Origin of the sequence: Aureimonas sp. AU40, from assembly GCF_001463785.1 — a bacterium.
In the GTDB taxonomy this organism is placed as follows: Bacteria; Pseudomonadota; Alphaproteobacteria; order Rhizobiales; family Rhizobiaceae; genus Aureimonas.
In genome coordinates, this window is record NZ_BBWL01000001.1 from 73868 (window position 1) to 86959 (window position 13092).

Below are 13092 nucleotides of genomic sequence, written 5' to 3' on the forward strand. Positions count from 1 at the left end.
AAATCAGGACTGGGCGGCGAACCAGCGGGTGACGAAGGTCTCATAGATAGCCGTCAACGTTTCGAGGTCGGAAAGAGCCACGCGTTCATTGGCCATATGCATCGTACGGCCGACAAGCCCGAATTCCACCACCGGGCAATGGTTCTTGATGAAACGGGCGTCCGACGTGCCGCCTGAGGTAGAGAGTTCAGGCACCCGGCCCGTCACCGCCTCGACCGAGGCCGAAAGCGCCTCCACCAGCGGCCCGGGCGAGGTGACGAACACGTCCGACACCGGGGTGCGCCAAATCACCTCGTAGAGGTCCGCCGCCTTGCCCTCTGCGCCCGAGGCCGCGAGCCCCGCTTCGATCCGCCGCAGCACTTCGGCCCGCAGCGAGTCCGGCGTCCAGCGGTCGTTGAAGCGGATGTTGAAGCGAAGCTCGACGCGCGCCGGAATGACGTTGCTCGCCGGATTGCCCGTATCGACCGTGGTGACTTCGAGATTGGACGGCTGGAATCGCTCCGTGCCGGCGTCGAGCGGCGTGTCCAGAAGGGTTGCAAGCACGGGCGCGAGGCGCCGCGTCGGATTGTCGGCGAGATGGGGATAGGCGACATGGCCCTGCCGCCCGAGAAGCGTGACGACGCCCGTGAGCGAGCCGCGCCGACCGATCTTGATCATGTCGCCGAGCGCCGCCGGGTTGGTCGGCTCGCCCAGCAGGCAGGCGTCGAAGCGGTGGCCCCGCGCCTCGGCATAATCGAGGAGCTTCACCGTGCCGTTGATCGCCGGCCCCTCCTCGTCGCCGGTGACGAGAAGGGAGATTCTCCCGGGTGGAAGGGCGCCTTTTGATTCGAGTCGGGCGAGAGCGGCGAGGAAACAGGCGATTCCGCCCTTCATATCCACAGCGCCCCGGCCATAAAGTTCGCCATTTTTCACCTCGCCCGAAAAAGGCGGAAGCGACCAATCGGCCTCTGATCCGGGGGGCACGACGTCCGTGTGGCCGGCAAAGCACAGGTGCGGTCCGGCCTGCCCAAGCGTCGCCAGAAGGTTCTCGATCGCGGGTGTTCCCGGTTCCTCGAAGATCGGGCGTTCCGCGTGGAATCCCAATGGCTTCAGGAGGGATTCCACCAGCTCCAGAGCGCCCGCGTCGGCGGGCGTCACGGAGGCGCAGCGGATCAGCCGGGCGAGGATGTCGGCGGGGTCGAGCGAGGGGGCGAGGGGCAGCGTGTCCATGCCTTCGTGATAGCGCGCGACGCGCCGCTTCGCCACCGAACTTGTCCACAGGCTGGATTTGTCGTTTTTTGGGACTGGTGCTTTTTGGTCACGTTGCGGTAACCTTCGTGAACGGTTCGTAACCTTCGATCCAGGCCTGCCACGTTTCGGCCGGGTTTGGGCCTGAATGCGAACCGAGCGAAACAGCTTTGGGGGTTCCTGCATGACGCATCAACGGGCCGATGGAGCCCGGACCGCGCCTTCGCGTTCCGGCCGTATGGTTTCGGTGGCCAGCCTGGCCCTCCTCGCACCTTTGATGCTTTCGGCCTGCGTGTCCGATGGCGACAAGCTCAGCGGCACAGCCGACATTTCCCCCACCAAGACGGCGGCCCGGACGGGCGTCGTGGAAGTGGCGGGCAACGATAAGGGCCCGACCCGGATCGTCGCCCCCTCCACCAAGCCCGATGCCAAGACGGCCGCCGCGGACTCCAAGGGCGGGCGCGTGGTCGCCACCAAGGTGGCGCAAGCGCAGCCGGCGCCCGCCGCGCCGTCCCTCGGCAGCCGGGCCTATGGCACCGCCGTCGCCGCCAAGAACAGCGTCGTGGCCGGCGCGGCCCGTGTTGGCGCGGGCGCCGTCGCCGTCGCCTCCGTGTCCGCCGCCACGATCCAGAACGTCGCGCAGGCCGCCAAGGATTCGATCACGGGCGATCCCAAGATCGACCGGATGATCGCCGCCGCCGCCGACGAGAACGCCATTCCGCGCGAGCTGGCCTATGCCGTGGTGCGCGTCGAGAGCCACTACAATCCGCGCGCCAGGGGCGCCGGCGTCTACGGCCTGTCGCAGATCAAGCCGGCGACGGCCCGGGGTCTCGGCTTCTCCGGCCCGGCCGAGGCGCTGCTCGATCCCGAGACCAACCTTCGCTACGGCATGCGCTATCTCAAGGGCGCCTACGAGGAAGGCAATGGCGACGTCTGCCAGACGGCCATGAAGTACAAGGGCGGCCACCGCACCACGGTGATGTCGAAATCCGCCAGCGTCTACTGCTCCAACGTCAAGCGTCACATGGCCGAGATCCGCTCGCGCAAGACGCCGGCCATGTCCGATACCGCGACGCTCGTCGCCGCCGTGGAGCCGACGGTCCGCAAGGGCATCGTGGCCCGCACCGTCGCCGCCAAGCCGGCCGAAGCGCGTGGGCAGGCTGAGACACTCAAGACGCATGCCGCCAAGGCCGAGGCGCCCGCCGCGCTGACCGCCGCCGCCCATTCCGCCGAGGCCACCGAGGTGGCGAGCGCCGCCGCGGCCCTGGCGCCTGCCGCGAGCGCGCCGGCCAACGGCGCCGTCGCAGCGATCGCCGCGCCGGTTCCCGCGCCGCGCCCGATCATTCGCCTTGCCGAAAACCGCATCGCCCCGCTGATCGGCCCCTCGCGCAACGAGGCGGGCGTGCCCGTCGGCGGCCGCGTCGTCCACCGCTCGCAGCCCGAGATCGACCGCGACCGTTTCGGCGGCGCCTTCGACGCCTCCACGCCGGCAGCCTCGTCCGTGCCCGCCAGCAACGGTGGCCTTGGCTACAACTGATCCGCCATCGACCTTCACGCAAAAAAAGCCGGGGCTGACCCGGCTTTTTTTATGGCTGCAAACAGGCCAGTCCTGTGTCGTCAGGCTCGTTCTCGGGGCTCCCGTCCGCCTTTAAAGCCCAGAATGCTCCAGAGCGGGATATAACAGAGCAGCCCGATCGCCAGCGTCGGAAGCATCGCCGCGCCCGGCGGATCGACCGCAAAGGGAAGGCCGATCCCGAAGAGGATGGGGATGAACATCAGGATCAGAACAGCCCCGGACACATCGGCATCGCGAAGCCGCTTGATCGACAGGGCGAGAAACATCAGCGCGGCGCCGATCGCAACCAGACCGATGGCGATATTGTAGGCCAGCGAACTGCGGCGCTCGCTGAAGCTGCCGTCCGCCTTTTGAACGATGTCGGCCCGGATCTCGCCGATCGGCACGACATAAAGCAGCAGAATAGCCAGTGCGATAACGGCGACGACGCTGCCGACCAGCAATCCGCAGCAGCCGAGCCACCACTGGCCCCGCGAAGTCCTGCCCTTAAAGGAAAAGAAAAGATCGCGTGTCCGCATGACGGCAGGCTCTCCGCTGGGTTGTGCGGAAAACCTAACGCTGCGTCATACGGAGGGAAGGGTGGCGGTCAAGCATGCCGACCGCCACCACGCGGCTGTCAGGCGCGAAGCAGGTCGTTGATCGAAGTCTTGGAGCGGGTGCGCTCGTCCACGCGCTTGACAATTACGGCGCAGTAGAGCGCCGGGCCGGGTTCGCCATTGCCCATCGGCTTGCCGGGCAGCGAGCCGGCGACCACGACGGAATAGGGCGGCACTTCGCCATAGGTGATCGCGCCGGTCTCGCGGTCCACGATCTTGGTGGACTGGCCGATGAAGACGCCCATGCCGAGCACCGAGCCCTCGCGCACGATGCAGCCTTCCACGACTTCCGAGCGGGCGCCGATGAAGCAATTGTCCTCGATGATGGTCGGCCCGGCTTGCAGCGGCTCCAGAACGCCGCCGATGCCGACGCCCCCCGAAAGATGCACATGCGCGCCGATCTGCGCGCAGGAGCCGACGGTCGCCCAGGTGTCCACCATCGTGCCCTCGCCGACCGAGGCGCCGAGATTGACGAAGCTCGGCATCAGGATGGCGTTGCGGCCGATATGGGCCGAGCGGCGCACGATGGCGCCCGGCACGGCGCGGAAGCCCGCCTCGCGAAAACGGTTCTCGCCCCAGCCGTCGAACTTCGAGGGCACCTTGTCCCACCACTTGGCCTCGCCAGGGCCGTTCGAGACGAGTTCCATGTCGTTGAGGCGGAACGACAGGAGCACTGCCTTCTTCAGCCACTGATGCACGGTCCAGCTGCCGTCGGCCGAGCGCGTCGCGACCTTCAGCGCGCCGCGGTCAAGCCCGTCGAGGGCCTGATCGACGGCCTCGCGGACCTCCCCGCCCGTCTGTGCGTTGATGGAGTCCCGGTTGTCGAAGGCGGTTTCGACGATCTGTTCGAGCGCTGCGTGGTCGGTCATCCCGGTGTCCTCTTGCGACGGCCTGAAAGCTTGGGGCATGACGCTTCCTCTAGGGGAAGCCTCTGGGACAATCAACGCGAAGGAGCGGTGCGCGTGGTGGCTGAGACCGACAAGGACCTTCTCTCCGGCGGCGAGGGCGAAGAGGCCTTCACGCCTTTTCCGAGTTCCGGCGAGGACCGGGCGCGCCAGACGGCCAAGCCCCGCACGCCCCAGACGCTTTCACCGACCTATCGGCTGGCCTATGACGACCCCGACTTCCTCGCCTCCGAGCCTATGCGCGGCGTGCGGCTGCAGCTGGAGCTGATGAAGCCGGACATGGCGCTGGCGGAGGCCGGCATCCTGTCGACGGTCGTTCTGTTCGGCGGCGCGCGCATCCCCAAGCCGGGTCACGAGCCCTGGGCGGCGCGCAACGAGGGGCAGGCCGAGCGCCTGCGCGCCAACAGCCATTATTACGAGGAGGCGCGGCGCTTCGCGCAGCTCGCCTCGCAGCATTCGGCCAATTCCTCCGGCGGCAAGGAATTCGTGATCGTCACCGGCGGTGGGCCGGGCGTCATGGAAGCGGGCAATCGCGGCGCGGCCGATGTCGGCGCGGTGTCGATCGCCCTCAACATCACGCTGCCGCACGAGCAGGCGCCCAATCCCTATGCGACGCCCGAGCTCTGCTTCAACTTCCATTATTTCGCGATCCGCAAGATGCACTTCCTCCTGCGGGCCAAGGCCATGGCGATCTTCCCCGGCGGCTTCGGGACCTTGGACGAGCTGTTCGAGGCGCTTACGCTGATCCAGACGCGGCGCATGTCGCGCATTCCGGTCGTCCTGTTCGGCAAGGAGTTCTGGCACCGCGTCGTGGATTTCGATTTCCTGGCCGAGGAAGGCACCATCGCGCCGGACGATCTCGGCCTCCTCAACTTCGTGGACACGGCCGAAGAGGGTTGGGAGATCATTCGCCGCGCCTACGAGTTCTGAGCCGCGAGCGGAACTCGCCTTCGCGCCGTCCGTTTCAGCCCCAAGCCAATCACAACTGGGGAGGAGATGTGCCATGGGCGATCTCGACACGGATTCCGCCATGATGCGGCGGCAGCAGGGCCAGGACGTATCCGAGACGCTGGCGGAGGACGAGACAGGGGGCAAGGCGTCGCCGACCGATCTCGACCCGGAAAGCCGGGCGGCGCGCGAGGCGTCCAAGGCCGGCCAAGCCGTTTATGCCAACGAGCAGATGGACGCGATCTTCAATTCCAACAAGCGCGCCGGCGAGGGCCAAGCCGAGGCCAATATGATGGAAGACCGCGCGACCGACGGCGCGGCCTCGCTCGTGCGCCCGGACCGGTCCGTTCTCGGCTCGTAGCGCCATTCGATTCCATGAAAACGGCCGGGGCAGGTGCTCCGGCCGTTTCTGTATTCGGTGCTAAGCCGTGCGGATCGAACGCAGGAAGGTCGTCAGATTGTCGGTGACGAAATCGATATGCTCGCCCTCGCGCCCTTCGTGCTCCCAGGCATCACCGATCGCGGTCTCGAAATTCTCCGGCACGATCAGCACGGTGCGCATGCCCAGCGCCTTCGGCACTTCCAGATTGCGGGCGAGATCCTCGAACATGGCGGCATGGGCCGTGTCCACCCGGTGCAGCGCCATGAACTTGTCGTAGGTCGCGGCGGCGGGCTTGGGAACGAGACCTGCGGCCACGATGTCGAACACGTCCTCGAAATGCTCGAAGATGCCGAGCTGGCGCGCCGTGCGCTCGGCATGGCCCCGGTCGCCATTGGTGAAGATGAACTTGCGGCCCGGCAGCGCGGCGATCTCGGCGCCGAGCTCGGGGTCCGGCGACAACCAGGAATAGTCGATATTGTGGACATAACGCAGAAAGGCGTCGGGATCGATGTCGTGAACCGACATCAGCCCGCGCAGCGTCGTGCCGTATTCGCGGTAGTAGCGCTTCTGCACGTCCTTCGCCTCGTCCGGGGCGACGCCCAGAAGCTCGCCCACGAAGCTCGTCATCCGTTCGTCGATCTGGCGAAACAGATCGGTGCGGCGGGGGTAGAGCGTGTTGTCGAGGTCGAAGACCCATGTGTGCACATGGGAAAAGTCCTGCGGCGTGGCGTCGGCGGTGCGGAGGATCGTGGTTTGCTCGTTCATCGCTTCTTTCCGCATGCCGGCGCTGCGGCGTCAATCCTGCGCAAGAGCGCATGCACCCTCAGGTTCAATAGACGATCGTGGCGCGCAGCAGCGTCGCGTTGACCCTGTCGCCTTCGTCCGGGCCGGCGGTCACCTCGGTATAGGTGTGGCTCGCGGTGAAGCGCAGCACGTCGGTCGGATACCAGTTGAGGATCGCGGTGCCGGCGATCTCGGCGCCCCCGTCCTCGGCGTCGGTCAGGTCCAGCCCGTCCAGCCGCGCGCCGATCTCGAAGGCGCCAATGCCGCCCTTCGACACGGAATGGGCCGGCTTCACCCGCTCGAACTGGCCTTCCTTCGCCTCGTAGACCCGGTGGTCGTCGGTCAGGAACAGGAGCGCGGAGAGATAGCCGCCATGAAGGGTCGCTTCGCCGCCGTCGCGCGCCTCGACGCGGCTCACCGTGTATTCGCTCTGGAGCGTGAAGCGGCCGAGCGTCGCGGCCAGTTCCGCGTTCGCCGACAGGAGCTTGGCCGAGCCCGCGAAGTCACCGGTAGAGATGGGCGAGGCGGCGACGAGATCGGTGCCGGTGCCGCCAGAGAAGGAAAGCGGCTCCTGCCGGTCGAAGCCGCCGGCAAGGCCAAGGCCGAGATGCACGGCGTCCTCGCCCTCCATCCAGGGCGCATAGGTGGCGCGGGCGCCGAGCGTCACGCCGTCGTCGAAGGGTTGGGCGTTGATGTCGCCGCCGAACACGCCGGCCTGAAAGCTCCAGCGATCGCCGCCCATCAGCGCCACGACGCCCACCGCGTCGGCCAGTTGCAGTGTCGAGTTCAGCCCGTCCTCAGCGAAGGTCGCCGAGCGGCTGCCCATGATGTTCTGCAGCGAGAAGGGCACGTCCTGATAGCCGGCCTGAACGGTCAGGGCCTCGGAAATCTTGTAGTTGAGATAGGCGTAGGTGACGGCTTCCTCTTCCCAATTGGCGAAGTCGAGCGTCAGCCGGCCGCCGAAATCGTCATAGGCGAAGTCGGCATAGAGACGCCCGCGCCGGACCTCGCCATTGCGCCGGTCTTCCGGAGCGACGAGATCGTCCGGCGAGGAGGAGGCCCAGCCGCCGTCGAACTGCACGTAGGGCGACAGGCGGAGGTAGCGATCCTGTGTGCCGATCTCGGGTGCGGTTTCCAGGCGCTCGGCCAGCGAGGCCTCGCCGCGCTCCCCGGCAGAGGCGGTGGCGACAATCGGCGGAAGGGGGAGGGCCAGGCAGGCGAGAACCAGGGCAGCGCGCGACATGATCGTCTTCCTTCGCATGGAAGAAAACTCGTGGCAGCGGGACGCGTCACATGCCAGTGCCGCCAGGCCACAGGGCGGCGGCAAAGCCGGCGAGCGCGCCCGAACGAAAAGGCCCGGCGCCTTGGGAGCGCCGGGCCTTGGATGCGGTTGGGAGAACGGTTCGGCTCAGGCGAACTCGCCCCGGCGCGGCGTCGCCATGAGCGCGATCGCCGTGATGACGGCTGCAGCCGAAAGGTAGTAGCCGACAGCCGCGAGGCCGTGGTCGGTGGCAAGGCGCGTCGCGAGATAGGGGGCCAGCGAGGCGCCGACGATGCCGCCGAAATTGAAGGTCAGCGAAGCGCCGGTGTAGCGCACCGCCGTCGGGAAGAGATCCGACAGCGCCGTGCCGAGCGGGCCGTAGGTCATGCCCATCAGCGCGAAGCCCACGATCTGGAAGGCGATGACGCTGCCCACCGTCCCCGCGCCGAAGAGCGGGTGGAACAGGAAGCCGAACAGGCCGATGCCGAGCGTCGCGAGGAGCAGGGTCGTGCGCGAGCCGATCCTGTCCGCCATCACCGCCGAGACGGGGATGGCGAGGCCGAAGAAGACGACGCCGAGCATCTGGATCGGCAGGAAGCTGGAGCGGCTGTAGCCGAGCGCCGACGTGCCCCAGGACAGGACGAAGGTCGTCATCAGGTAGAACAGGACGAAGGTGGCGAGCGCGGCGAAGGTGCCGGCCAGAAGCCGGCCCTTGTGCTCGGCGAAGACCGAGAGCAGCGGAACCTTGACGCGCTCGTGCCGCTCCACCGCCTTCTGGAAGGCCGGCGTCTCGTGGATCTTCAGGCGAACCCAGAGGCCGACGAAGACCAGAAGCGCCGAGGCGATGAAGGGAATGCGCCAGCCGAACTGGAAGAACTGCTCGTCGGTCAACACGTCCGACAGGATCAGGAACGAGCCCGTGGCGCAGATGAAGCCGATCGGCGCGCCGAGCTGCGGGAACATGCCGTACCAGGCGCGCTTGCCGGGAGGGGCGTTCTCGGTGGCGAGCAGCACCGCGCCGCCCCATTCGCCGCCGAGCCCGAGGCCCTGGCCGAGGCGGCAGAGCGCCAGAAGCAGCGGCGCGAGGACGCCGGCGGAGGCATAGGTCGGAAGCAGGCCGATCGCCACAGTGGACAGGCCCATGGTCATGAGCGCGGCGACGAGCGTCGCCTTGCGCCCGACCCGATCCCCGAAATGGCCGAAGATCGCCGCGCCGATGGGGCGGGCGAAGAAGGCGATGGCGAAGGTGGCGAAGCTCTGCAGCGTCGCGGAGGTCGCGTCGGACCCCGGGAAGAAGAGCTTGGGAAATACGAGAACCGCCGCCGTCGCGTAGATGTAGAAATCGAAGAATTCGATCGTGGTGCCGATGAGGCTGGCGAACAGGACGCGCGCGCGCGAATTGGCGGGCGCGGCCTCGGAAGGGGAAGCGGGAACGGCGGACAAGGCACGGGCTTTCAGTGGGACCAGGAAGCGTAACGCAGGGTACGCGTTGCGGGAGTAACTGACGTTACCCCCGCTTGCAAGCCGAAACACCAAGCCAGACTTGCAAAACATCGGAGCGGCGGCTCTGCCCCCGACAAACGAACGGCCGAACCGACGCGAGGTCGATCCGGCCGAAATCTCTATCTAGCTGGGAAGGGACGAGGGTCAGGGCACGAGAAGCGTGCCGGCCCCGTGCTCGGTCAGGAGTTCGAGCAGCACGGCATGGAGAACCTTGCCGTTCAGGATCACGACGCCCTCGACGCCGCGATCCAGCGCCTCGATGCAGGTCTCGACCTTGGGAATCATGCCGCCCGAGATCGTGCCGTCCTTGATCAGGGCGCGCGCCTCGCCGACCGAGAGTTCCTTGATGAGCTGGCCGTTCTTGTCGAGAACGCCCGGCACGTCGGTCAGGAACAGGAGCCGCGCCGCCTTCACCGCGCCGGCGATGGCTCCGGCGAATGTGTCGGCGTTGATGTTGTAGGTCGAGCCGTCGCGGCCTGGCGCCACCGGCGCGATCACGGGGATCATCTCGGAACGGGCGAGAAGGTCGAGCAGCGTGCGATCGACCTCCACCGGCTCGCCGACGAAGCCGAGATCGAGAACGCGCTCGATGTTGGAATCGGGATCGACGACCGTCTTCGTGGCCTTCTCGGCGAAGACCATGTTGCCGTCCTTGCCGCACAGGCCGATCGCCCATTCGCCTTCGGCGTTGATGAGCGCGACGATCTCCTTGTTGATGGAGCCGGCCAGAACCATCTCGACGATCTCGACCGTGCGCTGGTCGGTGACGCGAAGCCCGTGCTCGAAGCGCGATTCGATGCCCATCTTCTCGAGCATGCGGCCGATCTGCGGGCCGCCGCCATGCACGACGATGGGGTTTATGCCGGACTGCTTGAGCAGGGCGATGTCGCGGGCGAAGGCGCGGCCGAGCTTGGCGTCGCCCATGGCATGGCCGCCATATTTCACCACGACCGTCTTGTTCTCGTAGGCCTGCATGTAGGGCAGCGCCTCGGCAAGGACGCTGGCCTGGTTCTGGGGCTGATCGGACATGGCAACTCCTTAGCCTGCAAGGGCCTGACATTCGGCCGCTTCCTAGCTCAGGACCGCGCCCGAACAAAGGGCAGAGCGTTGCCGCATTGCAAAAAACCTCGGCCGGGGCTTCGTCCGGCCAAGGTCGCCAACAAGGCGCGGCTCAGGCCTCGACGCGGCTCTGCGCGCTGGCCTTGGCGATGGCCTTGTCGAGATCGCTCATGTCGTAGGGCTTCAGGAGCAGCGCGGTGTTGGCGGCGAAGCTCTCGATCCCCGGCACGTGCCGGTCGCCCGTGGCGAAGACGATGCCGATGCGTGGGCGGGAGGCCACCGCGCGCCGGGCGAGGTCCGGCCCAGACATGCCGGGCAGGTTCACGTCCGTCACAAGCACGTCCACCGGCGCGGTTTCGAGGGCCACGAGCGCGTCCTCCGCGCTGCCCGCCTCCACGACGACATGGCCGAGATCCTTCATCATGTCGGCCGTGTTCATGCGGATCAGCGCGTCGTCCTCCACGAAGAGCACGGTGCAGGGCTTGAAGTGGCGCGGGCCGGGCTGCTCTGCCGGGCCTTGCGAGGACACGGCACCGGGGGAGGAGGTGCGCTGGACGAGCGGCTCCCCGGCGAGTGCGGGGCTGGCGATGTCGGGCCGGCGCTGGTTCTTCTGGGCGCGGTTGGCCAGGACGTGGCGGAACTTCCGCGCCAGCGCTTCCCGCGTATAGGGTTTGGACAGAAGCTCGACGCCCGAGTCCAGCCGCCCGCCATGCACGATGGAGTTCTCGGTGTAGCCGGAGGTGAATAGAACCGCGAGATCGGGCAGGCGCTCCTTGGCCTTGCGGGCCAGTTCCGGGCTCTTCAGCTTGCCGGGCATCACGACGTCGGTGAACAGGATGTCGAGCGGGATGCCGCTTTCCACGACGTTCAGCGCCGACTGCGCGTCCACGGCCTTCAGCACGCGGTAGCCGAGATCGGTCAGCATCTCCACCACGGTGGCGCGCACCTCGTCGTCGTCCTCCACCACGAGAACGGTTTCCGTACCGCCCGAGATCGGGCCGGTGTCGACCGCGACCTCGACATCCTCGGCCTGTTCAGCGCGGGGCAGATAGAGCTTGATCGTAGTGCCGTGGTCGACTTCGGAATAGATCTTCACGTGGCCGCCGGACTGCTTGACGAAGCCGTAGACCATGGAAAGCCCGAGGCCGGAACCCTTGCCCTCGGCCTTGGTGGAGAAGAAGGGCTCGAACACCTTCTCGATGATGTCGGCGCTCATGCCGCAGCCCGTGTCGCTCACCGCCAGCATGACATATTGGCCCGGCGTCACCTCGGCATGGGTGCGGGCATAAGTGTCGTCCAGCGAGGCGTTGCCGAGTTCGATCGTCAGCTTGCCCTGGCCCTCCATCGCGTCGCGCGCGTTGATGGCCAGATTCAGGAGCGCGTTCTCGATCTGCGTCGGGTCGATGAACGTGTTCCACAAGCCGCCGCCGACCACGGTCTCGATCTCGATCCCTTCGCCCAGCGCCCGGCGCAGCATGTCGTCCATGCCGCGCACGAAGCGGGTCACGTTGACGACCTTGGGCTCCAGCGCCTGCCGGCGGCCGAAGGCGAGAAGCTGCGACGCCAGCTTGGAGCCGCGCGCCACGCCCGCCAGCGCGTTGCCGATACGCCGTTCGGCCCGCTCGTTGCCGGTGAGATCGCGCAGGAGAAGCTGAAGATTGCCGGACACGACCTGAAGCAGGTTGTTGAAGTCGTGCGCCACGCCGCCGGTGAGCTTGCCGATCGTCTCCAGCTTCTGCGACTGGGCTAGCGCCACCTGTGCCTGCCGGCGCTCCTCCAGCGCCTCGATCACGCGGCTTTCCAGCGTCTCGTTCAACTGGCGAAGCTGCTCCTCGGCGCGCTGGCGGTGGCGCACCTGCCGCTCCAGCATCTCGGCGTGCTCGCGCAGCGAATCCTCGTAGGCGCGCACGTCCTCGACATCGGTGTGGACGCCGACCCATTCGCGCAGCGTGCCCTTCTCGTCGAAGGTCGGCACGGCGCGCACGGCGAAGCGGCGATAGTCGCCACCCGCCACGAGGACGCGATGCTCGTGGACGAAGGTCTGCCCGCTGTCCACCGCCTCCTGCCAGGCCGCGATTGAGGCCGGCACGTCTTCGGGATGCACGGCCTTGGACCAGCCGAAGCCCTGGTAGTCGGCATAGGTCTGGCCGGTCAGGCGACCCCAGCCGGGCTGTTCGCCGACCATGCGCCCGTCGGCGCTGTTGGTCCAGATCGTGCCGTGGATGGCGTCCATCGCCGCGCGAAAGCGCTGGTTGGAGCGGAAGGTCTCGCGCTCGGCGACGACCCGGTCCGTCTTTTCCAGAACCGTGCAGAGCACGCCGCCGATGCCGCCGTCGTGGTTGCGGATGGGCGTGTAGAACAGGTCGAAATACACGTCCTCCGGCTCGCCGTGGCGGCGCAGCTGCAGGACCTGATCGGTGTAGGACTGGATCTCGCCCCGGAAGCCGGCCTCCAGGACGCGCCTGTTCCAGTCCCAAATTTCAGGCCAGACATCGGCCACGCGCCCGCCGAAGGCGCGGGGATGGTAGCCGCCGGCGACCTCGATATAGGGATCGTTGTAGATCATCACATGATCCGGCCCCCACATGAGGACCTTGGCCACCGGCGAATCCACCACCGTGTCCACGGCCATGGTCAGCCGCTCGGGCCAACTCTCGCGCGGGCCGAGCGAGGTGGTCGACCAGTCGAACCCTTCCAGCAGGCGTCGCGTCTCCGTCTCGACGGGAACGGCGCGGCTCGTGACGGGATCGGCCATGGAAGAGGCTTCCTTCATGTGGGATCAACGGCAAGTCGAATGGCCATCTGGAATGGCGTTAAAATGTGACGATCACAAGCCGTTTGAAGACACAAGA

At 67.1% G+C, this 13092-nt stretch carries 11 protein-coding genes; 3 read left to right on the top strand and 8 right to left on the bottom strand.

Features of this window, described 5'->3' with window-relative positions:
- Nucleotides 1–3: 3 nt before the first annotated feature.
- Nucleotides 4–1209 carry a succinyl-diaminopimelate desuccinylase gene (gene dapE / locus AUL32_RS00365; RefSeq protein ID WP_062110993.1) on the bottom strand — a complete coding sequence of 402 codons (1206 nt, stop codon included), beginning with the start codon at nucleotides 1207–1209 and terminating at the stop codon, nucleotides 4–6.
- Nucleotides 1210–1474: 265 nt separating this feature from the next.
- Between dapE and AUL32_RS00370 the strand changes: the two genes are divergently transcribed.
- On the top strand, nucleotides 1475–2764 hold the full coding sequence (locus AUL32_RS00370) for a lytic transglycosylase domain-containing protein (protein ID WP_156421264.1): 1290 nt from the start codon (nucleotides 1475–1477) through the stop codon (nucleotides 2762–2764).
- Nucleotides 2765–2844: 80 nt separating this feature from the next.
- Here AUL32_RS00370 and AUL32_RS00375 read toward each other — a convergent pair whose 3' ends face one another.
- A complete protein-coding gene (locus AUL32_RS00375) occupies nucleotides 2845–3321 on the bottom strand; it encodes a DUF805 domain-containing protein (protein ID WP_062110936.1) in 477 nt (158 codons plus the stop codon).
- A 98-nt stretch (nucleotides 3322–3419) separates the two neighbouring features.
- Nucleotides 3420–4268: a 2,3,4,5-tetrahydropyridine-2,6-dicarboxylate N-succinyltransferase gene (dapD, locus tag AUL32_RS00380; protein ID WP_061973970.1), complete on the bottom strand. Its 849-nt coding sequence runs from the start codon at nucleotides 4266–4268 to the stop codon at nucleotides 3420–3422.
- Nucleotides 4269–4361: 93 nt separating this feature from the next.
- Between dapD and AUL32_RS00385 the strand changes: the two genes are divergently transcribed.
- Both AUL32_RS00385 and AUL32_RS00390 read left to right on the top strand, forming a co-directional pair.
- On the top strand, nucleotides 4362–5234 hold the full coding sequence (locus AUL32_RS00385) for an LOG family protein (protein WP_156421265.1): 873 nt from the start codon (nucleotides 4362–4364) through the stop codon (nucleotides 5232–5234).
- A gap of 73 nt (nucleotides 5235–5307) precedes the next feature.
- Nucleotides 5308–5613 carry a hypothetical protein gene (locus AUL32_RS00390; RefSeq protein ID WP_062110937.1) on the top strand — a complete coding sequence of 102 codons (306 nt, stop codon included), beginning with the start codon at nucleotides 5308–5310 and terminating at the stop codon, nucleotides 5611–5613.
- Nucleotides 5614–5673: 60 nt separating this feature from the next.
- On the opposite strand, the gene AUL32_RS00395 is transcribed toward AUL32_RS00390, so the two are convergent.
- The 5 genes from AUL32_RS00395 to AUL32_RS00415 form a co-directional block, all read right to left on the bottom strand.
- Entirely contained in the window at nucleotides 5674–6399 is a 726-nt protein-coding gene (locus tag AUL32_RS00395) for a pyrimidine 5'-nucleotidase (RefSeq protein ID WP_062110938.1), read from the bottom strand.
- A 64-nt stretch (nucleotides 6400–6463) separates the two neighbouring features.
- Nucleotides 6464–7660, bottom strand: a complete 1197-nt coding sequence (locus AUL32_RS00400; protein WP_062110939.1) for an OprO/OprP family phosphate-selective porin — start codon at nucleotides 7658–7660, stop codon at nucleotides 6464–6466.
- Between the two features lie 165 nt (nucleotides 7661–7825).
- A complete protein-coding gene (locus AUL32_RS00405; RefSeq protein WP_062110940.1) occupies nucleotides 7826–9121 on the bottom strand; it encodes an MFS transporter in 1296 nt (431 codons plus the stop codon).
- Nucleotides 9122–9325: 204 nt separating this feature from the next.
- Entirely contained in the window at nucleotides 9326–10210 is an 885-nt protein-coding gene (argB, locus tag AUL32_RS00410; protein WP_061973981.1) for an acetylglutamate kinase, read from the bottom strand.
- A gap of 142 nt (nucleotides 10211–10352) precedes the next feature.
- Complete coding sequence (locus AUL32_RS00415) at nucleotides 10353–12995, bottom strand: response regulator (protein WP_062110941.1); 2643 nt, start codon at nucleotides 12993–12995, stop codon at nucleotides 10353–10355.
- Nucleotides 12996–13092: the final 97 nt, after the last annotated feature.

Excerpts from the sequence above, each read along its gene's own strand:
- AUL32_RS00415 (WP_062110941.1), bottom strand. The coding sequence starts at position 12,995 with ATGGCCGATCCCGTCACGAGCCGCGCCGTTCCCGTCGAGACGGAGACG.
- AUL32_RS00375 (WP_062110936.1), bottom strand. The coding sequence starts at position 3,321 with ATGCGGACACGCGATCTTTTCTTTTCCTTTAAGGGCAGGACTTCGCGG.
- AUL32_RS00400 (WP_062110939.1), bottom strand. The coding sequence starts at position 7,660 with ATGTCGCGCGCTGCCCTGGTTCTCGCCTGCCTGGCCCTCCCCCTTCCG.
- AUL32_RS00390 (WP_062110937.1), top strand. The coding sequence starts at position 5,308 with ATGGGCGATCTCGACACGGATTCCGCCATGATGCGGCGGCAGCAGGGC.
- dapD (WP_061973970.1), bottom strand. The coding sequence starts at position 4,268 with ATGACCGACCACGCAGCGCTCGAACAGATCGTCGAAACCGCCTTCGAC.
- dapE (WP_062110993.1), bottom strand. The coding sequence starts at position 1,209 with ATGGACACGCTGCCCCTCGCCCCCTCGCTCGACCCCGCCGACATCCTC.
- AUL32_RS00395 (WP_062110938.1), bottom strand. The coding sequence starts at position 6,399 with ATGAACGAGCAAACCACGATCCTCCGCACCGCCGACGCCACGCCGCAG.
- argB (WP_061973981.1), bottom strand. The coding sequence starts at position 10,210 with ATGTCCGATCAGCCCCAGAACCAGGCCAGCGTCCTTGCCGAGGCGCTG.